The organism is Aequorivita capsosiphonis DSM 23843, assembly GCF_000429125.1.
In the GTDB taxonomy this organism is placed as follows: Bacteria; Bacteroidota; Bacteroidia; order Flavobacteriales; family Flavobacteriaceae; genus Aequorivita; species Aequorivita capsosiphonis.
This window is the reverse complement of the sequence record NZ_AUBG01000020.1, coordinates 1-24,425: the sequence shown is the minus strand read 5'-3', so window position 1 is coordinate 24,425 and position 24,425 is coordinate 1. Positions and strand designations below refer to the sequence as shown.

Sequence of the window (24,425 nt, the reverse complement as noted above, 5' to 3'; positions counted from 1 at the left end):
AGTTTTGCAACAGGAAAAAGATTATATAAAACGTGAAATCGAAAAGTTGGCAATGGTTTTGAGTAAGTTGATTGATAAAACAGCTTCATCAAATACCAATACTTTTAAAACGGTAGTTTTTGAAACTAATGAAAAATTAGAAGAATCTTTCGGTTTATCCCTTGATGAATTAGCAAGGATCGAAAATTCAGAATTGATGGAGAAAGTGAAAAATTTTCACGAAGAACATCTTGAAAAATTGATCGAAGTTGTATATCAAATAATTCAAAAATCAGAAGAATTTAAAACTGAATTTGATTTTGAAATAAAGGAATTATCGAACAAGCTTTTGCTGATGATAGATTTTGCAAATGATAAAAGTAAATCCTTTTCTGTTGAAAGAATGAATATGAAAAGCCAGCTAATAAAGAATACAAAATAGCAATAAAGAATAAAAATGTACCAATTAGAACAACCCATATACTTTTACATCCTCTTTGCCATTCCGGTGATTGTGGTGCTATTTCTATTGGTTTTGGTCTGGAAAAAGACAGTTCAAAAACGCTTTGTAGATAAGGAGCTGTTGAAAAAGTTGAGCCCTAATCGTTCGCTTTTCAAACCTATTTTAAAGGTATTCGTGCTTTGTTTGGCCATTGCTTGTTTGAGTTTTGCATTGGTAAATCCAAAAGTTGGGACCAAGTTGGAAACTGTAAAACGCGAAGGTGTTGATATTGTTTTCGCCTTAGACGTTTCAAAAAGTATGCTCGTTGAAGACATTGCACCTAACCGCTTGGACAAAGCCAAACAGCTTATAACTCAAATAATCAACAATCTTTCAGGCGATAGAGTCGGGATTATTGGTTATGCCGGTAGCGCATTTCCTCAGGTGCCAATTACAACCGATTTTGCCGCTGCCAAACTATTCCTAAACGGGATGAATACGGATATGGTTTCATCACAGGGAACAGCAATAACCCAGGCGATAGAAATGGCGCAGACTTTTTATGATGATGAAAGTCAGACCAATCGTGTCATGTTTCTGGTTTCTGATGGAGAAGATCACGGGGGAAACATTGCTAAAATTTCCGAAGAAGCCGCAGAAAAAGGAATTCGAATATTTCCTATTGGCGTTGGAACTGTGGAAGGAGGGCCCATTCCTATTAAGAAGAATGGTGTGTTGCAATATTACCTCCGCGATAAAAACAACGAACAAGTTATAAGCCGTTTAGGTGAAGAAACTCTTAAAGAGATTGCAAAAACCACGAATGGTGAGTATCTTAATGGAGCAAATACCAAAGCCGTTGTTGACCGCGTAAAAGCCATTTTGGGTGGAATGGATAAAAAAGAATTTGAAGCGAAGCAATTCACCGATTTTAAAGATCAGTTCCAATGGTTTTTGGCTGGGGCATTATTTTTGCTGGTATTGGATGTATTCCTATTGGAAAGAAAAACAGCTTGGCTTAAAAAGTTGAATTTGTTTAATGAAGTGAAAAAATAAGTGGTTGCAATAACCTCCTTCAAGGTTTTCCTCCTATGGCGGATAAATTAAAACCTTGTAGGTCTATGATAAATGAAGAGATGATAATTTCAGAAGTAAAAAATATAAAAGCTCTAATCAGCAAAGCCATAGTATTGGTTTTGGTGATGCTTCCTATATTGACTTTTGCCCAACCGCAACAGACTAAAGAGCAAAGGAAGGAATTGAGAGCTGCAAAAAACTTCCTGAGTGAAGCCCAACAATCGCTTCAAGAGGAAAAATTTACTGATGCTGAAGCAGATTATAGACAAGCCATTTCTTTAAACCCGAAAAGTGAAACAGCAAAATACAATTTAGGAACAGCCTACTACGGAAAAGAGAAAAATGCTGAGGCAATGCTTCGTTTTAAACAAGCTGCCCAAACAGCAAGCACTAAAGCAGAGAAACATAAAGCTTTTCACAATTTGGGAAATACCTATATGAATGAAAAGAAATATACGGAAGCGGTAGAATCCTATAAAAATGCGCTTCGGAATAACCCAAACGACGATCAAACTCGATATAATCTAGCTTTGGCAAAGGATTTATTAGATAAAAATCCGCCACCACCAGAAGATCAAAACGACAAAAACAAGGATCAGAACGAAGACAAGAAGGATCAAGACAAAAAAGATCAGCAAGAACAGGACGATAAAAACAAAGAGGGCGATCAGGGCGACAAAAAAGAAGATAAAGACAAAGGTGACCAGAAAGACGAGAACAAGGAAGGTGATCAAGATAAAGATCAAGGCGAGCCTGATAAACCCAAAGACGAAGAAGGCGATAAGCCGCAACAACAGCAGCCTGTTCCCGGTCAACTTTCGCCTCAACAAGTAAAAAGTCTTTTGGAAGCGATGAACAACGAAGAGAAAAAAACGCAAGAGAAGATGAATGCCGAGAAGCAAAAAGGCGCAAAAGTGCAATCGGATAAAGATTGGTAGATTATGAAAACGAAGAATTTTTTATTTCTTTTGAGTTTTGTGTTGTGCGGTCTTGCCGCCACAGCGCAAGTTCAGTTTGATGCCAAAGTGAGCAAAAAAAGACTTGGAATAAACGAACGTTTACGAGTAGATTTTGAAATGAACCAAGACGGTGACAATTTTAGACCGCCAAATTTTGAAAACTTTAGAGTCGTTGGCGGTCCAAATCAATCCATCAGCAACTCTTGGATAAATGGAAAACGAAGTTTTTCAAAAACCTATTCCTATTTTTTATCACCGCAAACACGTGGAAACGTTACTATTGGCCAAGCCACTATTGAAATAAAAGGCGAAACCTACAAAACGCTCCCAGTAGAAGTGCAAGTAACCGGCGCAGTAGATGTTCCAAAAGACGGAAATAATGCCGAATATGTGGCAAGTGAAAACGTACATTTAGTAGCAGAAGTTTCAAATGCAAATCCGTATTTAAACGAAGCTATAACCGTAACCTATAAATTATATGTTTCGCACGATGTGAGCATTACCAGCCAATGGCGTGAAATTGACACTCCAAAATATGCCGATTTCTGGAGTCAGAATATCGATAACCAAAGCAACTTTAAAGTTTCCGAAGGAAAATATAACGGAGAAGATTATCGCTTTGTGATTTTAAGAACCACAGTCCTTTATCCACAAAAAACAGGTGAACTCGACATTGAACCTCTAACACTCGATGTTCCAGTGGATGTTCAAGGCAGCAGACGTGATATTTTTGGACGTAGATTGATGGAGCGTGTAAACAGAACGATTTCAGCTGGAAACCGTACCATTAATGTAAAACCACTTCCGCTTGAAGGAAAACCTGACGGATTTAACGGCGCTGTTGGCGATTTTACTTTTGATGTTACAACTGATAAAACTAAACTAAACGCAGACGAAGCACTTCAATTAGACGTAAAGGTATCTGGAAAAGGAAATTTAAAGTTATTTACAGCACCTTCAGTAAAACTTCCGAATACCTTGGAAGTTTATGAACCCGAACACAGCGAGAATGTGACCACAACAATTGGCGGAATGCAAGGTTCCATAAGTGATTCATATACTGTGGTGCCTCAATTTAAAGGAACCTACCCAATAAATCCCATTACATTTTCATATTTCGACCCAAAAACTGAAAAGTATAAAACTATCACTTCCAAAGAGTTTACTATTGATGTTGAAAATGGACCAGTTTCTACCGCTGCTACAGCTACCACCTCTGGAAATGACGGGAAGAAGCAGGTAGTACTTTCAAAAGATAATTTCAAATATATAAAACTGGATCCCAATCTGAAGCCAATCGCTCAGGAAGCCTTCTTCCAATCGGCTCTTTTCTGGTCACTTTTGGGTGGACCGTTTTTATTGATTCCGCTGTTTATTCTCGCTGGGAAAAAACGCAAAACACGATTGAATGATGTGGAAGGAAATAAACTGCGTAGAGCCAACAAACTTGCTAAAAAATTCCTTTCTGAAGCAAAACGGAATATTTCAAACCCAGTTGTCTTTTACGAATCTTTGGAACGCGCACTTCACAATTATCTAAAAGCGCAATTGAATATTGAAACTTCGGAAATGGAAAAGAGCCTTATCTCAAAAATGTTGCTGGAGCGAAATGTAGAAGAATCTGTGGTAGAAAACTTCATCAATTTGCTTAAAAACTGTGAATTCGCCCGTTATGCCTCTTCTTCCGAAGCTAGTGTACAACACGATTACACAAAGGCAGTAGAAGTGATTTCGAATATTGATAAACAAATACAGTAAAAGGAGATGACTATGAAAAAGTTGCTGTACATATTAATTTTACTAATCTCTTTCTCAGGTTTTGCTCAAAACACAGAGCTTTTCGACCAAGGAAAGGAACTTTATAAAAACGGAAAATACCAGCAAGCAATCAATGCTTGGATGCAGATTTTGGATAGAGACGAGCATTCTGCCGCGCTTTATTTCAACTTAGGAAATGCGCAATACAAATTGAACCATATTGGTCCCAGTGTTTATTATTACGAAAAAGCGCTACAACTTTCACCCAATGATGAAGACATAAAAAACAATCTCGCCTTTGCCGAAAACGCGCGAATAGATGCTATAGAACCGCTGCCAAAAACTGTTTTTTCAAAATGGTATAAAAGCATTGCTAGTGTTTTCACCTTTAATGGTTGGGCTATTATGGCAGTCGCTTTCTCAATATTTTTCGTGATTTTATTTCTGTTATACTACTTCTCCATTATTGAAAGAAGAAAACGATTACTTTTCGCAGGTTCTATGTTTGTTGGGATATTCTTGGTTGCTTCCTTAACTATGGCATTTATAACTTATGGCGATTTCACAAAAAAACAACCCGCTATTATTTTTGCCAGCGAAATTGAAGTAAAAACCGAGCCATCTATGGGAAGTAGTGTTGCATTTACACTTCACGAAGGCACCAAGGTTCAAATCTCAGCGCAAGATGGTAATTGGTATCGCATCACGTTAGCGGACGGAAAAGATGGTTGGATTCCAGCTACCGATCTAAAACAGCTTTAAATTTTGTTACTCTATACTGTCTTTAGCCCTTTCTGTAGGCGTATTTATTTCTGGAAGGTCAATGTTTAAATCATCAACCTCTTGCATTATTGCAGGAAGAATAGCAGGCGCTAAGGAGGCAACTGGGGCATATAAAATTGAATCCGCCCTTTGTTCGGGTGAAAGGATTCTGTAATCTTCTGATGCATTTACAAACATAAAAACCACGCTAATCAAAAAGGCAAATTTCAACGCGTTAAAAACACCACCAAAAAGTTTATTGATAATACCCATCATCGCAAAGTCGGCTACTTTGGTCAAGATTCTACCCAATATACTGAATAGCAACATTATCAAGAAAAAAGTTATTAAAAACGAAGCAATACTGGTCAGATCTTCACTCCAAGTAAACCAATTTTCAATGTAAACTCTTACATAACCCGAAAAATACATCGCGCAATAAACGCCAACAACCAAACCAATTAACGAAGCGAGCGATTGTAAAAGTCCTTTCCTCAAACCCAAGAAAAATGCGATTATGAGAATGATCCCTATAACAATATCAATAGTGTTCATATTTGTAAAATTTTGATAAATATATGAAATTCAAAATTTCAAGCACTAAATTCCAAGCTTCTGATTTGGATATCTAACGTTTTTCTGGAATTCGGTTTTATTATTTGGAATTTCACCTGTTGTTATTTGGAATTTTAAACCAGTATCTTTGCAGACTAATATATTTATGAAAAATGGCACGCGACGAACAATTAAAAATACAGTGGGAAGCAGTGGTAAAACTACTGAGCAACCGTTTTGCTGATGGTGACACATTAGATTTGGATGCAATTATCTATTTAATCGGTTTACAGGAACTAGGTCAATTACACAGAAAATTCAAGAAAGACGAAAAATTAAACTTGATGCACATCGCCATTTGCAGGGTTTTAGAGCCCTATGGATATTACGAGTTTGATTATGTTGACGAACAAGGATGGCCACACTACACTATTTTAGAACAATTGCCTCCCTTAAAGGCTGGGGAACAGAGCGTTTTGATGAAGGAAGCTATTGTGCAGTATTTTGTGGAGAAGAAGGTGATTAATTAGATTCTATTTTAAACATTTAGCTCATTTGCTAAACAATGACCAACAAACCTGCAAATATCAAATTCTATTCACAAATTGTTGATTTATTACAATCAGCAAGAAGTCAGGTAGTTCGTACTGTTAACCAAACGATGGTGCGCACTTACTTTGAGATAGGTAAGATGTTAGTCGAAGAAGAACAGGGTGGAGAAGAACGTGCTGAATATGGTAAAGAACTCTTAAAAGGATTATCTAAAGTCCTTACAAGGGAGTTTGGTAAAGGATTTTCGGTCGACAACCTTGAAAACATGAGACGCTTTTATTTGGCTTATGGAAAATCGTCAACACTGTTGTCGAAATCTGAACCAAAAGAAAAACGGCAGACACTGTCTGACATATCTGAAAAATCCGAAACACTGTCTCGGATTTCTTCAAAAGCAAATTCCGAAACAACGTCTCGGGAATTCACAAAAAGCAAATTTATTCTAAGCTGGTCTCACTACTTAAAACTAATGCGAATTGATGATGAAAATGAGCGAAAATTCTACGAAATTGAATCCCAAAAAAACAATTGGAGTGTAAGAGAATTGCAACGTCAATTCGATTCAGCACTTTATACTCGTCTTGTACTAAGTAGAAATAAAGACAAGGTTAAGGAACTTTCAGAAAAAGGACTGATTCTCGAACAACCCAGAGACGCTATTAAAGATCCTTACATCTTGGAATTTCTCGGTCTTCCAGAATATTCTCAATATTCAGAAAGTCAGTTAGAACAAGAAATTATCGATAAACTTGAACATTTTTTGCTAGAACTGGGTAATGGATTTACATTTGTGGCTAGACAAAAAAGAATTTCTTTTGATGAATCACATTTCAGAATTGATTTGGTATTTTATAACCGTATTCTAAAATGCTTCGTGCTAATAGATTTAAAAATCGGGGAATTAAAGCATCAAGATCTCGGCCAGATGCAAATGTACGTGAACTACTATGACCGAGAAATTAAATTGGAGGAAGAAAATAAAACAATCGGAATCGTACTTTGCAAGGATAAGAGTGAATCTGTGGTAAAATATACGCTTCCTGAGAAAAATGAACATATTTTTGCAAGTAAATATAAAACCGTACTACCAAGTAAGGCTGAATTGAAATTGATAATAAACCATCAGAAAGACTAGTATTATCATAAAATAGATATCTGAAATGATAGAAACAGTAAAAAAACACATTGCCGAAGTTGAAGCTTTTTCTTCAACCAATAAAGAAGAAATAGAAAGCTTCCGCATAAAATATTTAGGTAAAAAAGGAATTTTAAATGGCTTTTTCGCCGACTTTAAAAACGTTCCGAACGACCAAAAAAAGGAATTTGGGCAGGTAATAAACACCCTTAAAAACACTGCGCAGGAAAAAGTAGATTCTCTTAAGGAAGCTATTGAAAACAGTGCCGAAACCAAAGGTGTTTATGGTGATCTTTCCCGTCCGGGAGAAGTGATTCCGTTGGGATCGCGTCATCCTATTTCCATCGTAAAAAATAAAATTATCGACATCTTTTTACGTATTGGCTTCAACGTTTCCGAAGGACCAGAAATGGAGGACGATTGGCATAATTTTACCGCATTAAACCTTCCAGAATACCATCCGGCTCGCGATATGCAGGATACGTTTTTTATTCAAACAAACCCAGATGTTTTGCTTCGTACGCATACATCATCTGTGCAGGTTCGTTATATGGAAAATAACAAACCGCCTATCCGTACCATTTCCCCAGGTCGTGTTTATAGAAATGAAGCTATTTCGTCCCGTTCTCATTGCTTTTTTCATCAAGTAGAAGGATTGTATGTAGATAAAGGCGTAAGCTTTGCAGATTTGAAACAAACTTTGCAGTATTTTACCACAGAGATGTTCGGAAAATCTGAAATCCGCCTACGTCCCTCCTATTTTCCATTTACAGAACCAAGTGCCGAAGTTGATGTTTATTGGGGATTAGAAACCGAAGCAGATCATAGAATCACAAAAGGAACAGGGTGGCTAGAAATTGGTGGTTGCGGGATGGTAGATCCAAACGTACTTACAAATTGTGGCATCGATCCGGAAGAATATTCTGGTTTTGCTTTTGGTGTGGGTATTGATCGTATTGCGATGTTGTTACACCAAATTCCAGATATCAGGATGTTCAGCGAAAATGATGTTCGCTTTTTGGAACAGTTTAAGAGTGTACTATAAACCCCCTAGCCCCCAAAGGGGAATTCCTGCAAGGCAGCGTTCTGAGCTTGTCGAAGTGTATTACCGACGATGGAGGCCTTGTAGGTCTTAAACAAAAGCCTAATATTCATGAATAAAAATGTATTATGAAAAAATATCTTGTTATTGCCCTTCTCGTTATTGTAGGTTTAGCTGTTGCTTATCTAACTTTTATTATTGCAGCAATCAAAATAATTATTGGCTCCATTTTGCTTGGTGTCGCAGCCATTGCGCTTTTGGCAGTTTGGATTATGTGGAAAATTGAAGATTAACTATGCGAAAAGATATTGAAATACCCAAAGTAGAAAACGTGCATATTGTTGCCGTAATGGAATGGGATAAAGAATTTACAGGCCAACAATGGAATATTTATGTAGTGAACAATCGCGAAGATGAAATTTCCATGGTTCTAGTAATGTCACGAGGAAATAGTGAGGACAGAAAAACATCAACCTTAAGACACGATATGGGCGATTTAGCGCCAAAAACTTCAAAAAAAATTGAATTTATCACCGCTGACGTTATAGAATTTACCAACGAATATTTAGTCACTTTTTTTGCAGCAAATAAACTCTTCGAAAGAAAATTTATTTTTGAGCCCAACAGCATTTCTGAAGAGAAAGTAACAGAAATCCCTGTTTTAGAAAATGAAGGAATATTAGCGAAGTAATTTTTTGTGATGCTAAAAGTTGAAATCGATTCCTTTTCCTACTCCGAAAAAACCATTTTAAAAGATGTTGCCTTCAATTTAAAACCTGGTGAGCATCTTAGTATTCTCGGTGAAAGCGGCTGCGGAAAATCTACTCTTCTACATCTTGTTTACGGCTTGCTTCATTTAGAAAATGGAAGCATCTTTTACAACGAAAATAAACTCCTCGGTCCTACAAAAGCACTTATTCCTGGAGAACCTTTTATGAAGCTTGTCGCCCAGGAGTTCAATATTATGCCCTTTACTACCGTTGCAGAAAACTTGGGATCGCATCTTTCTGGACTTGAAGAAGAAAAGGATGCCCAAAAAATAGAAGAACTGCTGAAAGTAGTTGAAATAGAAGATTTTAAAAATACATTAGTCAAACACCTCAGCGGCGGACAAAAGCAACGCGTAGCTTTGGCAAAAGCTTTAGCAAACGAACCTAAAATCCTTCTTTTAGACGAGCCTTTCAGCAATATTGATACTTTCAGAAAAAATAAACTACAGCGAAAAATTTTCAGTTATCTAAAGGAGAAAAAAATCAGTTGTATTACCGCAACCCACGACAGCGAAGAGGCTTTGGCTTTTTCTGATCAAATTATAATGCTGAAAGATGGTTCGGTAGCAATGAGAGGAACTCCTGAATTTATCTACAAAAATGTTTCAACCGAATATCAGGCTGGTTTTTTCGGTGAAGCGAATTTACTTCCGAAGAATCTATTTTCAGAAAAAAAAACTTCAGAAAATGGTATTTTTTTTCCACATCAACTTAAAATTTCTGAAGCAAAAAGCAAATTGGAAATAAAGGTTCAGAAATGTTACTTTAAAGGGAGTCATTACTTGATTCAGGGTATTTGGAACAATCAGGAGATTTATTTTCAGCATGGTGAACCACTCGAAACCAACAAGGTTTTGAGTCTTGCATATTCTACTAAATTGACTTCTTAAAAAATAGAAAACCTAATTTCGGATTCCTTCTAAGTTTAAAAGTCTTAAATTTAGACGACACTTCCTTCAACAATACAACAAATGAACTGGATCCTCCTCGCTGAAATTTTATATATAATTCTCATTATCCTAGTTTGCGCAAGGGTTGTCTATGACACCCAAAGCACAACCAAAACCCTTGCCTATCTACTTGCCGTTATCTTTTTGCCTTTTGTAGGCATGATTATCTATTTCTCCGTTGGCATCAATTACCGCAAGCGGAAAATGTACAGTAAAAAGGTATTCAACAATCTCGAAATGGAGTTGGCTATGCGAAAAAGGATTCTAGAGATGTCTCAAACCATTTTCACTACTAGATCCGAATCAGTCAATACCTTTAAAAAACTCGCTAATTTAATCCTTTCCCAAACTTCAAGTCCGATTACACAAGGTAACGATGTGACCTTATTGCTAAATGGAGAAAACAAATTTCCAAAAGTTCTAGAAGCGCTTAAAAATGCCAAGAATCACATTCATATTGAATATTATATTTATGAAGCCGATGCTATTGGGTGTCAAATAATAGACTTGCTGATTGAAAAAGCAAAAGAAGGTGTAACGGTTCGTTTTATGTATGATGACTTTGGAAGTAGAGAAATACGAAAAAAACAAGTGCCCAGACTAAAAGCTGCCGGCGTGGCTGTATTTCCATTTTATAAGATAAAGCTCATCGCCTTGGCCAATAGATTGAATTATCGCAACCACAGAAAGATTATCGTTATAGATGGCATTTTGGGGTTTGTAGGAGGCATCAACGTCAGTGATAAGTATATAAACAACTCTGAAGAAAAAAATGCATTGTTTTGGCGCGATACGCATTTAAGGATTCAGGGGCCCTCGGTTTCTACCTTACAATATATTTTTATGGGAGATTGGAACTATTGCGCTGGGGAGCAATTGGCGCCAGAAACCAGATATTTCCCTGAAGTAAAGGAAGCGTATCAATCAAATTCAGATAAAATTGTTCAAATTGCTGCCAGTGGGCCTGATTCTGATACGCCTTTAATTCAACAAACTTTAGTACAGGCCATAAGTCTAGCCAAGAAGGAATTACTTATTACTACCCCCTATTTTATTCCTGGAGAAGGCATTTTAGAAAACTTGGTAATAGCGGCATCCAGCGGGACAAAAGTCAAGTTATTGGTGCCCGGTATTTCAGATTCATTATTAGTAAATTATGCCGTACGCTCTTATTACAGCCGACTTTTGGATGCTGGAGTAGAAATATACCGTTATCAAAAAGGATTTGTACACGCTAAAACAATGGTGGCAGATCAACAACTTGCAATGGTGGGAACCGCAAATATGGACATTCGCAGTTTTGATCTTAATTTTGAAGTAAACGCCCTGGTATATGACGAAGCAATAGCACAGGAACTGAGTCAAGCATTTTATGAAGATCTAAAAGATGCCACTATAATAGATGTTGAAAACTGGAGAGCACGTTCCAAATTCACTCAGCTTCTGGAAAAATTAGCTGGCTTGTTTTCGCCTTTAATGTAGTTGTATCATTTTACGAGGCTAAACTATCACAATCATTTTTCCTTTGTTTTTGCCTTCGAATAAGTCAATAAATGCCTGCGGAATGTTATCAAAACCTTCGACAACGGTTTCCAAATAGCTAATTTTATCTGCTTCCATCCACTTGGCCAATTGGTTTTGGGCAGGACCAAAATCCTTAATATAATCTCGCACCGTAAAACCTTGCATTAAAATACTATTTTTAATAAGTGTGCTTTCAACACGAGGCCCGGTTGGTGTTTTGGTTTCGTTATAAAGTGAAATAGCACCACAGTTTATTACTCTTCCAAATTTGTTCATATTCGCCAAAGCAGCATCCAAGGTCTCTCCACCAACATTATCATAATAAACATCTACACCATTGGGGCAAGCTTCTTTTATGGCCGTCTTCATATCTTTGGAGGTTTTATAATTGATTGTGCCATCAAAGCCAAATTTCTCTTGAATACGATCGGTCTTTTCATCAGTCCCGGCAATTCCAATTACGGTACACCCTTTTATTTTCCCTATTTGTCCCGCAACACTTCCCACAGCACCTGCAGCTCCAGAAACCAAAAGTGTTTCTCCTTTTTTCAGTTTTCCTATCTTGTCAAGACCTAAATAAGCAGTAATTCCGGTCAGTCCCAAAACACCCAAATAGGCTTTTAAAGGCGCTTTTTCGCGATCTACTTTATTTAAACCATTCCCATTTGAAGTTTGAAATTGTTTCCATTTCAACGTTCCATTTACAAATTCACCTCTTTTAAAGTTCCTGTTATTAGATTCAACAACTTCAGCGATAATACCAGACTCCAAAGGCTCACCAACTTTAAAAGGCTCTATATACGATTTTTCATCACGCATTCTACCACGTAAATACGGATCTACAGACACGTATTTTGCTTTCAACAATAGCTCCCCTTCTTTTGCTTTCGGCCTTTCTTCTTCAGAAAATTCAAAATCACTTAATGTTGGTTTTCCCGTGGGACGATTTTTCAGTAAAATTATTTTATTCATTAGAAATTGATTTAATTTATGGATGAATTAGGATATATGTCAATAAAAAATCAACACAATGATTTTCTCAATTCAGAATTCAGTGGACCATAATTACCATTCATATAAATTTAAAAGTTTAAAATTTAATAACGCCAGCCTATAATATATTTAATAAAACAATAACAAATTTTCTTTTCTGAAAAGATTAACGAACTTACGGAGCGTAGTCAATACCTTTGCCGCAAGTGAAAAAAACTGATTGAAAACTTCTCAAAACATAGTCAAAGAAACCCTTAAAGATCTTTCGGAATACTTTAATAGTACCGATTTCTCTAAGGCTATTCTATTAGGAATTGCGCTCACCATACCCATATTGGTCGGCATTAAATTAGACGAACTTCAAATTGGAATCACGATTACCATTGGCGCCATGCTTGCTTCACCTAGCGATGTTAGCGGCAGCATTCGAAATAAAATAACAGGGATTCTCTTCGCCACTTTACTGGCCATGCTGGTTAGCTTTATTGGCAGTTATTTACATCTTTCTTTGTGGCTTCTGTTTCCAATTCTAGGGGGTTTAATGTTTTTCATTTCCTATATCTCCATCTATGGGTTTCGGGCTTCCCTAATCAGTTTTTCGGGACTTTTAGCCTTGGTACTTAGTTTTTCAAAGGTTTCTGGTGGATTGCAACCCTATGAACGCATGCTGCTCATTGGGCTTGGTGGACTTTGGTATGCAGCGTTGTCATTACTTCGGCATTTTATTTTTCCGAAGGCACCTACGGAATACTATCTTTCAAAAACACTTAGACTTACCGCAGATTATTTGCGAACGCGTGGCGAACTGGTAGAAAATAAAGATAGAACAGAACTTCTAAAAAGTCTTTTAAATACGCAGACATCTCTTACCGCAACCCATGAAACCTTACGAGATATTTTAATTTCTAGTAGAACAGGTTCTGGAAAATCTGAGTATGAAGGAAAGCGAATGCTGATTTTTGCGCAGTTGGTAGATATGCTTGAATTGGCCATGGCGCATCCAGTAAATTATTCTAAAACAGATATACTTTTTGAAAAGAAACCGGAAGAATTAAAAGATTTTCAAGATTTACTTTTCGCAATGAGCGATAGGTTAAATACTATTTCGGTTCATCTCTCAAATCTCAAAAGACTTCCGGAAAGCACAACAATTGAAATATACCTGGAAAAAGTGAGGGAAGATATATTTACTTCAGAAGAAATATATGACGAAGACTTATTGATGCTTCGGAATCTCTATAAATATCAAAAGCAGCAGGTAAAAAAGATTGAAAAAATTGAATGGTTACTCAGCAATCCGGATCGTCAAAAAATTTCTTTTATTAAAAGTGAAGTTGCCAAAAGATATTTGACCAAACAGAATTATGATTTAGAAGTCTTAGTAGAAAATTTCAACCTACACTCCAATATTTTTAGGCATTCGCTGCGCTTGGCAACCATGACGATGATTGGCTACGGCGTGGGAATGCTTTTCGAAGTTCAAAATCCATATTGGATTTTACTTACATTAATAGTGATTATGCGACCCACTTTTGGCCTGACCAAAACGCGTTCAAAAGAAAGAACTATTGGCACTCTTATTGGCGGGGTGATAGCTGTGGGAATTGTTTTACTCACCCAAAACACCACGGTTTATGGTATTTTAGCAATTACATCTTTAGTGATTGCATTTTCGATGGTGCAGCGAAATTATAAGGCCTCGGCCACTTTTATCACCCTGAGTGTGGTTTTTATTTATGCACTTATACGACCAGATATTTTTAGTGTAATTCAATTTCGTGTTACCGATACCCTTATTGGTGCCGGATTGGCTACATTCGCTAATTTGCTGCTTTGGCCCGCTTGGGAGGTACAAAGCATGCAAAATACCCTTGTAGAAACAGTAAAAGCTAACCGGGTTTATTTAGAGGTCATTATCGATTTTTATAATAAAAAAGGCGAAGTATCCGACGAATATAAAGTAGCAAGAAAAAAGGCTTTTTTAGAAATGTCAGACCTCAGTGCAGCATTCCAACGAATGACGCAGGAACCAAAATCAAGACAAAAAAATCTAGATAAGTTTTATGAAATTGCGATGTTAAACCATACTTTTTTATCGTCTTTGGCCTCATTGAGTACATACATTATAAACAATCCGACTACGCCCGCTTCTGAAAACTTCAACTTAATTGCCTCAAGAATAGTTCAAAATCTTTCTATGGCAGAATCAATTTTGAATAACGAAATCAATTCAGAAATAAAGGAAGAAGTTGGTAATTCTGAAGATATATTTGATGCTGTTTTTGGGAAGAATATCAGGTTCTCGGAAGATGAAAAAGCGCAAAAAACCGACGAATATGTTTCAAAATTAGAAGAAGCACATCTAGTTCGCGAACAATTGAAATGGTTACTGGCAATGAGTGAAAAGATGCCAAAGGTTTTAAGAGAAACGCAATTCTAAACCAAGTCTGAATTTATAATTTTATATTTGAGACTTAAAACTAGGTCTATGTCTCATAATATCCGCCATCTTCAGCCAGTAGCAAAGGTGAAAATAATTTTTGCTATACTTCTATCTTTACTTTCTGTATATCTATTTTTCGAAGGAACGCTGTTTGGACTTATTTTGTTGGGTGCCGCGCTCAAACTCTCATTGCGAGAGGGTTTCGAATTGGATTTGGAAAAAAAGAGATACCGCAACGTATATTCCATTTTTGAAGTAAATTTTGGCTTATGGAAAAATTTGCCTGAAATAGAATACCTCTCTGTTTTCAAGACAATTAAAAATAGTCGCGCCCGTGTGATAGCAGCAGAAGCGAATCTGGGGTTTGAAGTTTTTAAAATTAATTTATTTTATAACCGAAATCAACATATTGAAGCATATGTGAGTGATGATGTGGATGATGCTTTTAAGGTTGCTAATCATATCGCCATTTTTATGGAACTGGATATACTGAACGCAACAACACCTGAAAAAGAGTGGATCAATGTTACTTCACGATCTTGATTTTATACAGAATCCCATTTAGTACAAATTCATCCCCTTCCTTCTTTCCTGAAATAAGTAATCCAACAGGAGAGTTTAGAGCTACACAGAGATAATCGGTATTTTCTACGGAAACTGTACCTATAGAAATACTAATGAAGTATATAAATTTATCGGTATAAACCAAACTGCCCAAGCGTACATAATCTGATTTAGCTTTTATATCAATCTTGTTGAGAAGCTGTGCTACTTTTTCAATTTCATGCAATTGTCTCCCCGCATTTTCCCGGTCAATCTGAAGCATGGCGCGTGCCGTTTCATGTTTGTCCCCAACGCTACTTTTAGATTCTTCGAACAAAGATTCCTCAATACCGGCAATAGTCCGTCTTATTTTTTTATAACGGTCATCCACCTGGCTATCGCAGTGTTCTACCAATTGAGCTTTAAGTCCTACTACAGTCATTTCACTTTCTTTTTATCTCCTTTATTCTCTTGTTTTTCTAATGTAAACGGTCCGTAATAAAGCATTTGTTTCATAATCCATTGCGTACGTCTTGCAACGTAAGACCCGGGTGGATTTGCACTGTAGCGTATCGGGCTTGGCAAAATAGCTGCAATTGCAGCAGCATTTTCAATACGCAAATTCTTTGCAGATTTGTGAAACCAATACTGCGAAGCTGCTTCAGCACCAAATACCCCATCGCCCATTTCTATGCTGTTTAAATACACCTCCAAAATACGTTCTTTACTCCATAAGGTTTCTATAAGAAATGTAAAATAGACTTCCATACCTTTCCGAAACCAACTTCTTTGTGGCCAGAGAAAGACATTCTTGGCCGTCTGTTGCGAAATGGTACTGCCTCCACGAACCTTTTTTCCCTTTTCATTATATTTTATCGCCTTTTCAATCGCTTTTCTATCAAAACCGCTGTGGCTAAGAAAAGTTTGGTCTTCGGCAGAGATTACAGCTAGTTGAAGATAAGGTGAAATATCCTCAATTGGCACCCAATCGTGGCGGGTTTCATAATTCTTGTCTCCTTCCAAGGAGCGAATTGCCATTAATGGCGTGTAAGGAACGGGAACAAATTTATATAATAACACCCAAAGCACAGAAAGCCCGATGAACCAGAGGAAAAGCTTAAAAATAAATTTGAATAGTTTTTTGATCATAGATTTTTATTTCCTCTGTGTTCTCCGTGTCTTCGTGGTGAAAAAACCACAGAGACTCAAAGTGCACAGAGTTTTAGTCAAATTCAGAAAGTTGCTGCCCTATAGAACTACCAATTGCTACGCCCATTCCACCCAATCTAACTCCACAAAACACGTTTTTCGAAACCGCTTTAATAATTGGTTTTTTCTGCGTTCCAATTCCCATAATTCCACTCCAACGTTGGTCAATTTCAAAAGATTGACCAGGTAAAATTACGGTTTTAAGTAATTGCTCCAACTTATTTTGAATAAGTTCCGTCAGTTGCATCTTTGTGGTTTCTTCGGTTTTAAAATCAAGGTTTCTTCCGCCGCCAAGAAGGATTCTATTGTTGATGTTTCTGAAGTAATAATAACCTTTATCTAAATGAAAAGTCCCTTTAATTTTTAGATTATTAATCGGTTTAGTTATCAAAACTTGCGCTCTGGCTGGCTTTACATCTTCCTTTAAAAATTGCTTCGCGAACCCATTGGTCGCGATAAAAACTTTTTTAACCGAAACCTCTTGTGCCTGTCCGCCGGGTTGGAAAGAATTAATCTGAAGCGAAACCGTTTCACCATTGTCTGATATATTACTTATTTCAGAAGAATTCAATATCAAAATATTCTCGTCGGAAGCCCTTTTAATAAGTCCCAACATCATTTTTCCGGTATCGATTTGACCCTCAAACTTGCTGTAAATCAGTTTAGGTTGAATATTTTTAAAACCGAAATGATTCTCTTTTACTGAAAACACTTCAGAATTAAATATTGGATATAGCAGATTGTTTACATTTCCGATACTATCACTGCACGATTCAAAAAGTTCGTTATCGGACTTTGTAAATAGTTCGTATCCACCGTGTTCTTGGTAGTCCAATTGTTTATCACCGAGCGTATTTCGCAATAATTGTAAACCTTCAACTCTCTTTTTAACAAGTTGAACAACTTCGGCTTCGGTATGATTTTTTAGATCGTCCAATATTTCTGAAATACTTCCGAAGCAAGCAAATCCTGCATTTTTAGTACTGGCACCACTGGGAAGCAGGCCACGTTCAAAAATAACAATTTTACTTCTTGGATGTTTTTTCCGAAGTGATAAAGCACAATTCAGCCCCACTATTCCACTACCAATTATAGCGAAATCGATGTTTGATAACCACGTTTTATGTTCCCAATAGGAGAGATTCATAGTAAAAAAAAATCCAAATTAAAAAAGCACCAAATTCCAAAGATAGCTTTTTTGGAATTTGGTGCTTTAATTTTTTGGGATTTGAAGTTTACTCTTCCTCTGGTTCGTTCATTTTAAACGTATCCATAAATGCAGTCGTATAATTTCCAGCTACATAATCCGGTTCATCCATCAATTGACGGTGAAATGGAATAGTGGTTTTTATACCCTCAATCACGAACTCGTCCAAAGCGCGTTTCATTTTGCTAATTGCCTCTTCACGTGTTTGTGCAGTTGTTATAAGCTTGGCTATCATGGAATCGTAATTCGGCACAATAGTATAACCAGCATAAACATGTGTATCTAAACGCACGCCATGACCTCCTGGAGCGTGTAGCACCGTGATCTTACCTGGTGAAGGACGGAAGTCATTATATGGATCTTCCGCGTTGATTCTACATTCTATAGCGTGTAGTTGTGGCGTATAGTTTTTACCAGAAATTGGGATACCTGCGGCAACCAATATTTGCTCACGGATCAAATCGTAATTCATTACCTGTTCGGTAATTGGGTGCTCCACCTGAATACGTGTGTTCATCTCCATAAAATAGAAATTACGGTGTTTATCCACCAAAAATTCTATGGTTCCAGCTCCCTCATATTTAATGTATTCGGCCGCTTTTACGGCAGCGTTACCCATATCGGTACGAAGTTTCTTCGTCATAAATGGACTTGGCGTTTCCTCGGTAAGTTTTTGGTGACGACGCTGTATTGAGCAATCGCGTTCACTTAAATGGCAAGCCTTTCCAGTACTATCACCCACAATCTGTATTTCAATATGGCGTGGCTCTTCTATGAGTTTCTCCATATACATGGCATCGTTTCCAAAAGAAGCAGAAGCCTCTTGACGGGCACTGTCCCAAGCTTTTTTAAGCTCTTCCTTTTTGTAAACCGCGCGCATTCCCTTACCACCACCACCAGCGGTGGCTTTTAGCATGACCGGATAACCCGTCTCTTCAGCAATCTTTTCACATTTTTCGAAAGATTCTATAATTCCTTCACTTCCGGGAACGGTTGGTACGCCAGCAGCCTTCATGGTAGCTTTTGCCGAGGCTTTATCGCCCATGCGCTCAATCATTTCTGGTGAGGCGCCAATAAATTTTATGTTGTGTTCCTGACAGATTTTTGAAAACTTCGCGTTTTCCGAAAGGAACCCATAGCCTGGGTGAATTGCGTCTGCATTGGTTATTTCGGCCGCTGCAATAATGTTAGACATTTTAAGGTAACTCAAATTACTGGCTGGCGGGCCAATACAAACTGCTTCATCTGCAAAGCGAACGTGAAGACTTTCTTCATCGGCAGTAGAATATACCGCAACAGATTTAATACCCATCTCGCGGCAGGTGCGGATAATGCGCAGTGCTATTTCGCCCCTATTTGCAATCAATATCTTTTTAAACATAACTTTTCCTTAAATAACAAATTCCAAACTCCAGACTCCAAAATTTTGGAATTTGCATTTTGGAATTTGAAGTTTGTAATTACGATGGATCTACTAAAAATAAAGGTTGGTCAAATTCTACTGGAGAAGAATCGTCAACCAATACCTTCACTATTTTTCCTGAAACTTCACTTTCAATTTCGTTGAAAAGTTTCATCGCTTCAATTACGCAAAGTACATCACCTGTATTTATAGTGGTTCCTACTTCAACGAAAACCGGCTTGTCTGGAGAAGGTTTTCTATAAAACGTACCAATAATTGGCGATTTGATTGTAATTAATTTTGAATCTGCTTCTTCCTGTTTTGCTTCTGGCGTTCCAGTGGCAACAGGTTGTTGTGGCTGTGTCTGCATTTGTGGTTGTGCTTGCATATTTGGAATCTGCTGGATATAAGTAGTTTCACCTTTACTATCATCAGAACCTGTCTTGATGGTAATTTTTATATCGTCAGTTTCCAATTTTACTTCGCTGGCACCGCTTTTTGCCACAAATTTGATCAAGTTTTGAATGTCCTTAAAATCCATAGTATAAAGTTTAGTCTTTTGTGTTGGTATAAATTATTTTGAGTCGTAGGCCCATTTCACATAAACGGCACCCCAAGTAAAGCCTCCACCGAAGGAAGCAAAAATCAAGTTATCTCCTTTTTTGAGTTGTTTTTCGTAATCATATAAACAGAGCGGCAAGGTCGCAGAAGTTGTATTCCCGTACTTGTGAATGTTCATCATTACCTTTTCATCTGGAAGATTCATTCGTGAGGAAGCAGCATCAATAATGCGTTTGTTTGCTTGATGTGGCACGAGCCAGTCCACTTCTTCACTAGTTAGGTTATTTTTCTGCATTACTTTTTCGCAAACATCTGCCATATTAGAAACGGCAAATTTAAAGACCGTTTTTCCTTCTTGGAAAACATAATGTTGCCTATTGTTTACTGTTTCTGACGTAGGGGGAAGCAAAGAGCCTCCTGCATCTATTTTTAAGAATGGTCTTCCTATTCCATCAGAACGAAGATACTCATCTTTAACTCCGTATCCTTCTGTATTGGGTTCAAATAACGCCGCACCAGCTCCATCACCAAAAATGATGCAAGTGGTTCTGTCCGTATAATCAATGATCGACGACATTTTATCTGCGCCAATAAGAAGTACTTTTTTATATTTTCCAGATTCTATATATCTAGCTGCCGTTGACATTCCAAAAAGAAAACTGGAACAGGCTGCGACTAGATCATAAGAGAATGCGTTTATGGCACCAATTTGCGTGGCAACATATACTCCTGTTGCAGCAACAGGCATGTCTGGTGTAGCAGTTGCCATGATCACCAAATCAATTTCAGCAGGATCTGTGTTGCTTTTTTGAAGAAGGTCTTTTGCCGCTTGAATGGCAAGATAGGAAGTGCCTTTATCTTTATCCTTTAAAATTCTCCGCTCCTTAATTCCCGTTCTGCTGGTGATCCAATCATCATTGGTATCAACCATGGTTTCCAAGACTTTGTTGGAGAGAACGTAATCTGGAACGTAGCCTCCTACAGCGGTAATAGCTGCCGTTATAGTATTCATAAAGCTGTATTAGATTTCACTTAAAAGACAAAAATTCTTCTAAAAAGAGTGAAAATTACTAAATTTTACTTGAAATTCGGCACTAATTAGGTTGTTTCTGACTTTTTGCAAAGTTAAAAAACAAAAAAACCCTCACATCTCTGTGAGAGTTGCTTTTATAATATGTAAGGTTATGCTTCGGCTTGCTCAGTTGCATCAATCACAACTTGACCACGGTAGTACATTTTTCCTTCGTGCCAATGGGCTCTATGGAAAAGATGTGACTCTCCTGTTGTTGGATCTATTGCAAGTGTTGGGGCAGTAGCTTTGTAATGCGTTCTTCTCTTATCTCTTCTTGTTTTCGAGATTTTTCTCTTTGGATGTGCCATTGCTATTTATTATTTATCCGTTAATAGTTTTTTTAATGAATCCCATCGGGGATCAATATCGTCGTCTTCAGGCGTTTCTTCTTCATCTATCGCTTTCAGACTTAATTCTTCAAGTTTATCGAGTATATCACTTTCTAATGTACCGTCTTCAATACCGGGATGAACTTTTCGTGAAGGCATAGCCAATACAATAGATTCATAAATGAATTGCTGAATGTTCACTTCGTAACTTCCGTGAGGCAAAATGAGTAAATCTTCATTTTCGTCATTGTAGTCATCACCAAACTTCACCACAAAAGTATATTCACCCGAGATCTCTTGATCATAGGGTTCATTTGTTGTGTCGCAAGCAACATTTACAGTTCCATTAAATGTTAATGTGAACTCTAATAATGTGCTCATTTTTTCCAGCAATACATCGATATTAATGGCAGCGTCATTAAATTCGTCATACTCAAAATGCTCAAAGAACGCTTTTTTTAATTCAAAGTTAAACTGGTGTTTTCCTAATTTCAACCCTACGAAAGGGATTGTAAACTCTTTCAAATCCTTCATTTCCACACCTATTTAAGACCTTAACCTTACGGATAAGGCGGGTGCAAAGATAAAAAAATAATCTAATAGCAAATTAGTTTTTCTATTTCTTTTTTGAGTAGGCTCTTTTCTTACTTATTTCTAGTGGATTCTTGGAGATTTCCTTGTATTCTTCTCGGGTTTCATAAATGGAAACGGCACTAAAAACCGCTTCGCGAAAAGATTCAAAATTAGCTTCATTTTTTCCAGCCAAATCGAAGGCTGTTCCGTGGTCTGGTGAGGTTCTTATGCGGTTAAGCCCAGCAGTAAAATTCACACCTTTTCCAAAAGCCAAGGTTTTAAAAGGGACTAAACCTTGGTCGTGATAGGATGCAATAACAGCATCAAAGTTTTTATAATTACCAGACCCAAAAAAACTGTCTGCCGCGTACGGACCAAACACTAATTTCCCGTTTTTGCGAATATTATCGAGCGCAGGACGCAGAAGTGTATCATCTTCATCGCCAATTACGCCATTATCTCCATTGTGTGGATTAATTCCCAAAACGGCAATTTTTGGTTTCTCTATTCCAAAATCCTCAATGAGTGTATGATGAATAGTAATTATTTTTTTGTCTATGCGTTCGCGGGTTATATTTTTTACCACATCTTTTACGGGTACGTGATCTGTTAACAGCCCAACGCGGAGATTCTCAGAAATTAAAAGCATCAAACTATCTCCTTCCAGTTCCTGCGCCAAATAATCTGTATGACCTGGGAAATTAAAAGTTTCTGATTGAATATTAGACTTGTTGATTGGCGCGGTAACCAAGACCTGAATTTTATTTTCCTTTAAAGCTGTAACTGCAGCCTTTAATGATTTTATGGCATATTCACCGCCAGTTTTAGTTTCTTCGCCAAAAGCAACATCAACATGTTCCTTCCAAACATTCAATACATTTATTTTTTTCGGAACAAGATCTTCAATTTTATCTATTCCGTGGAAATTAATATCTGTTTCAAAATGTTTTTTGAAGAATGACATCAACTTTACCGAAGCAAAAATAACTGGCGTACAAAATTCCAACATACGGGTGTCCTCGAAAGTTTTCAGAATTATTTCACTGCCAATTCCGTTAATATCACCTATTGAAATACCGACCACTATTTTATCCGCTCTGCTCATTTTTAAATTGTTATTTTTGCACTACAAATGTAACGAACCCAAGGTGCATTTTGATTAAAATTTTCCATTATTAAGCCGAAGTCTTTCTTCTTTTCCTCCTTTCTTAAAGGATAGAATGCAGATTTTCTAAACTATTCCAGTAGTCCGACTAGCTATTATAAAGGCATAATTGAAGAAACCTTTTCAAAATATACTAAAAAAGGGTATTAATTAAATAGAGCAATGTTTACAGGAATTATTGAAAGCCTTGGCAAAATATCCCATCTTACAAAAGAAGGTGAAAACCTCCATATAGAAATAAAAAGCACTTTGGCTCCAGAACTTAAAATAGACCAAAGTGTATCTCACAACGGCGTCTGCTTGACTGTGGTGGAACTAAAAGAAAATGCCTATGTTGTTACGGCAATCAAGGAAACTTTGGATAAAACAAGTTTAAATTCTTTAAAAGAAGGAGCTTTAATTAATCTAGAAAGAGCAATGAAAATGGGCGATCGCCTAGACGGTCATATTGTTCAAGGCCATGTTGATGGCGTTGCAACATGTAGCAATATTGAAGAGGCAGACGGCAGTTGGAGCTTTACTTTTGAATACAAATATGAAGAATTCAGTACTGTTGAAAAAGGTTCCATAACAGTAAATGGTGTTAGTTTAACCGTTGTCAACTCTAAAAAGGGAGCTTTTAGCGTGGCCATTATTCCCTACACTTTTGAAAATACAAATTTTAAAGGAATTGAAGTTGGGAATGAAGTAAACCTAGAGTTTGATATTATAGGTAAATACGTAAAAAATCTTATGAAGCCTTATTTGTAGCTTTGTTTCTTTTATAGACCATATAGATACCGAATACAAGACCTGCAACTAAAAGTATCCAAATATGATCATCTATGGGCAACTGCGGATTTGGCGGCGGCGGATTATTATTTGGAGCCGGTAGATTTTTGGAATCTTGCAAAACCAAAAGGATAAGGTTAAAAAATAATGGTGCCATTTATATGGTTTAACGATTTGAAATCGTATTTATGCGTCTAAAGTAATAAAATTTTTTATTCTTCAATAAAAAATAACTCATTGCCTGCTAATATCTTATTAATTCTACAAAAAATGTTCTTTTAGCATAAACTACAATGGTTTTTTCCGAAGTTTTTTAAGAAAAAATGGTCCCATCCCGAGGAAATTCGGGCCAAGCTATGGGCTCACTTCGACTTCGCTCAGTATAAACTTCTCGCCAAAAAACTTACGGTTTTAAAATGCTTCTTAAGGCTAATTATAAGTATTATGTCTTAAATATTTGATTTTCAGATGGGCTCGAACCATGGACCCCCTGTCCCGAAAGCTTTCGGGAGAGTCAGATGCTCTTGGTCTCATTGAGGATCTTTTCCCTTAGTTCCGGATATTTCGAAAGGTTCATAATATATTTTCTGCTCTTCAGGCTCTTTATTTTTCGTTCCAACCGGATGGCATGTGCATAACTTCCAACTTCAAA

General features: G+C 37.1%; 27 protein-coding genes. 15 read left to right on the top strand and 12 right to left on the bottom strand.

Annotated elements, in window-relative coordinates:
• Window positions 1-4: 4 nt before the first annotated feature.
• The 5 genes from G440_RS0115170 to G440_RS0115150 all read left to right on the top strand — a co-directional run bounded on the left by G440_RS0115170 (window position 5) and on the right by G440_RS0115150 (window position 4,977).
• Complete coding sequence (locus G440_RS0115170; protein ID WP_026452095.1) at window positions 5-421, top strand: hypothetical protein; 417 nt, start codon at window positions 5-7, stop codon at window positions 419-421.
• A 15-nt stretch (window positions 422-436) separates the two neighbouring features.
• Window positions 437-1,477, top strand: a complete 1,041-nt coding sequence (locus tag G440_RS0115165) for a VWA domain-containing protein (protein ID WP_026452094.1) — start codon at window positions 437-439, stop codon at window positions 1,475-1,477.
• 65 nt (window positions 1,478-1,542) lie between these two features.
• The gene (locus G440_RS0115160) at window positions 1,543-2,436 is read left to right on the top strand and encodes a tetratricopeptide repeat protein (RefSeq protein WP_245574870.1); all 894 of its coding nucleotides are present in this window, start codon (window positions 1,543-1,545) and stop codon (window positions 2,434-2,436) included.
• Between the two features lie 3 nt (window positions 2,437-2,439).
• Window positions 2,440-4,215, top strand: a complete 1,776-nt coding sequence (locus tag G440_RS0115155; protein WP_026452092.1) for a BatD family protein — start codon at window positions 2,440-2,442, stop codon at window positions 4,213-4,215.
• 12 nt (window positions 4,216-4,227) lie between these two features.
• Complete coding sequence (locus tag G440_RS0115150) at window positions 4,228-4,977, top strand: tetratricopeptide repeat protein (RefSeq protein ID WP_026452091.1); 750 nt, start codon at window positions 4,228-4,230, stop codon at window positions 4,975-4,977.
• 6 nt (window positions 4,978-4,983) lie between these two features.
• On the opposite strand, the gene G440_RS0115145 is transcribed toward G440_RS0115150, so the two are convergent.
• On the bottom strand, window positions 4,984-5,532 hold the full coding sequence (locus tag G440_RS0115145; RefSeq protein ID WP_026452090.1) for a CvpA family protein: 549 nt from the start codon (window positions 5,530-5,532) through the stop codon (window positions 4,984-4,986).
• 173 nt (window positions 5,533-5,705) lie between these two features.
• On the opposite strand from G440_RS0115145, the gene G440_RS0115140 reads away from it, so the two are divergent.
• The 7 genes from G440_RS0115140 (at window position 5,706) to cls (ending at window position 11,463) form a co-directional block, all read left to right on the top strand.
• Window positions 5,706-6,062, top strand: a complete 357-nt coding sequence (locus G440_RS0115140) for a hypothetical protein (RefSeq protein ID WP_026452089.1) — start codon at window positions 5,706-5,708, stop codon at window positions 6,060-6,062.
• Window positions 6,063-6,097: 35 nt separating this feature from the next.
• Complete coding sequence (locus tag G440_RS0115135; protein WP_026452088.1) at window positions 6,098-7,219, top strand: PDDEXK nuclease domain-containing protein; 1,122 nt, start codon at window positions 6,098-6,100, stop codon at window positions 7,217-7,219.
• Window positions 7,220-7,244: 25 nt separating this feature from the next.
• Window positions 7,245-8,264, top strand: a complete 1,020-nt coding sequence (pheS, locus tag G440_RS0115130; protein WP_026452087.1) for a phenylalanine--tRNA ligase subunit alpha — start codon at window positions 7,245-7,247, stop codon at window positions 8,262-8,264.
• Window positions 8,265-8,389: 125 nt separating this feature from the next.
• On the top strand, window positions 8,390-8,554 hold the full coding sequence (locus G440_RS21365) for a hypothetical protein (RefSeq protein WP_169718967.1): 165 nt from the start codon (window positions 8,390-8,392) through the stop codon (window positions 8,552-8,554).
• Window positions 8,555-8,556: 2 nt separating this feature from the next.
• The gene (locus G440_RS0115120) at window positions 8,557-8,952 is read left to right on the top strand and encodes a hypothetical protein (protein ID WP_026452086.1); all 396 of its coding nucleotides are present in this window, start codon (window positions 8,557-8,559) and stop codon (window positions 8,950-8,952) included.
• Window positions 8,953-8,961: 9 nt separating this feature from the next.
• Window positions 8,962-9,921, top strand: a complete 960-nt coding sequence (locus tag G440_RS0115115) for an ABC transporter ATP-binding protein (protein ID WP_026452085.1) — start codon at window positions 8,962-8,964, stop codon at window positions 9,919-9,921.
• A gap of 81 nt (window positions 9,922-10,002) precedes the next feature.
• The gene (gene cls / locus G440_RS0115110; RefSeq protein ID WP_026452084.1) at window positions 10,003-11,463 is read left to right on the top strand and encodes a cardiolipin synthase; all 1,461 of its coding nucleotides are present in this window, start codon (window positions 10,003-10,005) and stop codon (window positions 11,461-11,463) included.
• Between the two features lie 18 nt (window positions 11,464-11,481).
• Here cls and G440_RS0115105 read toward each other — a convergent pair whose 3' ends face one another.
• Window positions 11,482-12,477, bottom strand: a complete 996-nt coding sequence (locus G440_RS0115105) for an NADP-dependent oxidoreductase (protein WP_026452083.1) — start codon at window positions 12,475-12,477, stop codon at window positions 11,482-11,484.
• Window positions 12,478-12,718: 241 nt separating this feature from the next.
• Here G440_RS0115105 and G440_RS0115100 point away from each other — a divergent pair, with 241 nt between their 5' ends.
• Together G440_RS0115100 and G440_RS0115095 are read left to right on the top strand one after the other, a co-directional pair.
• On the top strand, window positions 12,719-14,938 hold the full coding sequence (locus G440_RS0115100) for an FUSC family protein (protein ID WP_026452082.1): 2,220 nt from the start codon (window positions 12,719-12,721) through the stop codon (window positions 14,936-14,938).
• A gap of 48 nt (window positions 14,939-14,986) precedes the next feature.
• Window positions 14,987-15,484, top strand: coding sequence for a hypothetical protein (locus G440_RS0115095; protein ID WP_026452081.1), 498 nt, complete (start codon window positions 14,987-14,989; stop codon window positions 15,482-15,484).
• Here G440_RS0115095 and G440_RS20070 read toward each other — a convergent pair.
• The 9 genes from G440_RS20070 to pdxA form a co-directional block, all read right to left on the bottom strand.
• Window positions 15,468-15,926: a hypothetical protein gene (locus G440_RS20070; protein WP_034259677.1), complete on the bottom strand. Its 459-nt coding sequence runs from the start codon at window positions 15,924-15,926 to the stop codon at window positions 15,468-15,470. The two genes, G440_RS0115095 and G440_RS20070, sit on opposite strands and share 17 nt — an antisense overlap.
• Entirely contained in the window at window positions 15,923-16,633 is a 711-nt protein-coding gene (gene mtgA / locus G440_RS0115085; RefSeq protein ID WP_026452080.1) for a monofunctional biosynthetic peptidoglycan transglycosylase, read from the bottom strand. Before mtgA ends, G440_RS20070 begins: the two co-directional genes overlap by 4 nt.
• A 73-nt stretch (window positions 16,634-16,706) precedes the next feature.
• The gene (locus tag G440_RS0115080; RefSeq protein WP_026452079.1) at window positions 16,707-17,840 is read right to left on the bottom strand and encodes an NAD(P)/FAD-dependent oxidoreductase; all 1,134 of its coding nucleotides are present in this window, start codon (window positions 17,838-17,840) and stop codon (window positions 16,707-16,709) included.
• An 88-nt stretch (window positions 17,841-17,928) separates the two neighbouring features.
• Window positions 17,929-19,281, bottom strand: coding sequence for an acetyl-CoA carboxylase biotin carboxylase subunit (accC, locus tag G440_RS0115075; protein ID WP_026452078.1), 1,353 nt, complete (start codon window positions 19,279-19,281; stop codon window positions 17,929-17,931).
• A 79-nt stretch (window positions 19,282-19,360) separates the two neighbouring features.
• A complete protein-coding gene (accB, locus tag G440_RS0115070; protein ID WP_026452077.1) occupies window positions 19,361-19,843 on the bottom strand; it encodes an acetyl-CoA carboxylase biotin carboxyl carrier protein in 483 nt (160 codons plus the stop codon).
• Between the two features lie 33 nt (window positions 19,844-19,876).
• The gene (locus tag G440_RS0115065; protein WP_026452076.1) at window positions 19,877-20,875 is read right to left on the bottom strand and encodes a beta-ketoacyl-ACP synthase III; all 999 of its coding nucleotides are present in this window, start codon (window positions 20,873-20,875) and stop codon (window positions 19,877-19,879) included.
• A 170-nt stretch (window positions 20,876-21,045) separates the two neighbouring features.
• On the bottom strand, window positions 21,046-21,243 hold the full coding sequence (gene rpmF, locus G440_RS0115060) for a 50S ribosomal protein L32 (RefSeq protein WP_026452075.1): 198 nt from the start codon (window positions 21,241-21,243) through the stop codon (window positions 21,046-21,048).
• Between the two features lie 9 nt (window positions 21,244-21,252).
• Window positions 21,253-21,798 carry a YceD family protein gene (locus tag G440_RS0115055; RefSeq protein ID WP_026452074.1) on the bottom strand — a complete coding sequence of 182 codons (546 nt, stop codon included), beginning with the start codon at window positions 21,796-21,798 and terminating at the stop codon, window positions 21,253-21,255.
• A gap of 82 nt (window positions 21,799-21,880) precedes the next feature.
• Complete coding sequence (pdxA, locus tag G440_RS0115050; RefSeq protein ID WP_026452073.1) at window positions 21,881-22,942, bottom strand: 4-hydroxythreonine-4-phosphate dehydrogenase PdxA; 1,062 nt, start codon at window positions 22,940-22,942, stop codon at window positions 21,881-21,883.
• A 222-nt stretch (window positions 22,943-23,164) separates the two neighbouring features.
• Here pdxA and G440_RS0115045 point away from each other — a divergent pair, with 222 nt between their 5' ends.
• Window positions 23,165-23,752, top strand: coding sequence for a riboflavin synthase (locus G440_RS0115045; RefSeq protein ID WP_026452072.1), 588 nt, complete (start codon window positions 23,165-23,167; stop codon window positions 23,750-23,752).
• Here G440_RS0115045 and G440_RS0115040 read toward each other — a convergent pair.
• Window positions 23,733-23,930 carry a hypothetical protein gene (locus G440_RS0115040; protein ID WP_026452071.1) on the bottom strand — a complete coding sequence of 66 codons (198 nt, stop codon included), beginning with the start codon at window positions 23,928-23,930 and terminating at the stop codon, window positions 23,733-23,735. The genes G440_RS0115045 and G440_RS0115040 overlap by 20 nt on opposite strands.
• Between the last annotated feature and the right edge of the window lie 495 nt (window positions 23,931-24,425).

Bases quoted from the DNA above. Each gene is read 5' to 3' on its own strand.
- G440_RS0115165 (WP_026452094.1), top strand. From the start codon at position 437: ATGTACCAATTAGAACAACCCATATACTTTTACATCCTCTTTGCCATT.
- G440_RS0115160 (WP_245574870.1), top strand. From the start codon at position 1,543: ATGATAAATGAAGAGATGATAATTTCAGAAGTAAAAAATATAAAAGCT.
- G440_RS0115155 (WP_026452092.1), top strand. From the start codon at position 2,440: ATGAAAACGAAGAATTTTTTATTTCTTTTGAGTTTTGTGTTGTGCGGT.
- G440_RS0115150 (WP_026452091.1), top strand. From the start codon at position 4,228: ATGAAAAAGTTGCTGTACATATTAATTTTACTAATCTCTTTCTCAGGT.
- G440_RS0115145 (WP_026452090.1), bottom strand. From the start codon at position 5,532: ATGAACACTATTGATATTGTTATAGGGATCATTCTCATAATCGCATTT.
- G440_RS0115140 (WP_026452089.1), top strand. From the start codon at position 5,706: ATGGCACGCGACGAACAATTAAAAATACAGTGGGAAGCAGTGGTAAAA.
- G440_RS0115135 (WP_026452088.1), top strand. From the start codon at position 6,098: ATGACCAACAAACCTGCAAATATCAAATTCTATTCACAAATTGTTGAT.
- pheS (WP_026452087.1), top strand. From the start codon at position 7,245: ATGATAGAAACAGTAAAAAAACACATTGCCGAAGTTGAAGCTTTTTCT.
- G440_RS21365 (WP_169718967.1), top strand. From the start codon at position 8,390: ATGAAAAAATATCTTGTTATTGCCCTTCTCGTTATTGTAGGTTTAGCT.
- G440_RS0115120 (WP_026452086.1), top strand. From the start codon at position 8,557: ATGCGAAAAGATATTGAAATACCCAAAGTAGAAAACGTGCATATTGTT.
- G440_RS0115115 (WP_026452085.1), top strand. From the start codon at position 8,962: ATGCTAAAAGTTGAAATCGATTCCTTTTCCTACTCCGAAAAAACCATT.
- cls (WP_026452084.1), top strand. From the start codon at position 10,003: ATGAACTGGATCCTCCTCGCTGAAATTTTATATATAATTCTCATTATC.
- G440_RS0115105 (WP_026452083.1), bottom strand. From the start codon at position 12,477: ATGAATAAAATAATTTTACTGAAAAATCGTCCCACGGGAAAACCAACA.
- G440_RS0115095 (WP_026452081.1), top strand. From the start codon at position 14,987: ATGTCTCATAATATCCGCCATCTTCAGCCAGTAGCAAAGGTGAAAATA.
- G440_RS20070 (WP_034259677.1), bottom strand. From the start codon at position 15,926: ATGACTGTAGTAGGACTTAAAGCTCAATTGGTAGAACACTGCGATAGC.
- mtgA (WP_026452080.1), bottom strand. From the start codon at position 16,633: ATGATCAAAAAACTATTCAAATTTATTTTTAAGCTTTTCCTCTGGTTC.
- G440_RS0115080 (WP_026452079.1), bottom strand. From the start codon at position 17,840: ATGAATCTCTCCTATTGGGAACATAAAACGTGGTTATCAAACATCGAT.
- accC (WP_026452078.1), bottom strand. From the start codon at position 19,281: ATGTTTAAAAAGATATTGATTGCAAATAGGGGCGAAATAGCACTGCGC.
- accB (WP_026452077.1), bottom strand. From the start codon at position 19,843: ATGGATTTTAAGGACATTCAAAACTTGATCAAATTTGTGGCAAAAAGC.
- G440_RS0115065 (WP_026452076.1), bottom strand. From the start codon at position 20,875: ATGAATACTATAACGGCAGCTATTACCGCTGTAGGAGGCTACGTTCCA.
- rpmF (WP_026452075.1), bottom strand. From the start codon at position 21,243: ATGGCACATCCAAAGAGAAAAATCTCGAAAACAAGAAGAGATAAGAGA.
- G440_RS0115055 (WP_026452074.1), bottom strand. From the start codon at position 21,798: ATGAAGGATTTGAAAGAGTTTACAATCCCTTTCGTAGGGTTGAAATTA.
- pdxA (WP_026452073.1), bottom strand. From the start codon at position 22,942: ATGAGCAGAGCGGATAAAATAGTGGTCGGTATTTCAATAGGTGATATT.
- G440_RS0115045 (WP_026452072.1), top strand. From the start codon at position 23,165: ATGTTTACAGGAATTATTGAAAGCCTTGGCAAAATATCCCATCTTACA.
- G440_RS0115040 (WP_026452071.1), bottom strand. From the start codon at position 23,930: ATGGCACCATTATTTTTTAACCTTATCCTTTTGGTTTTGCAAGATTCC.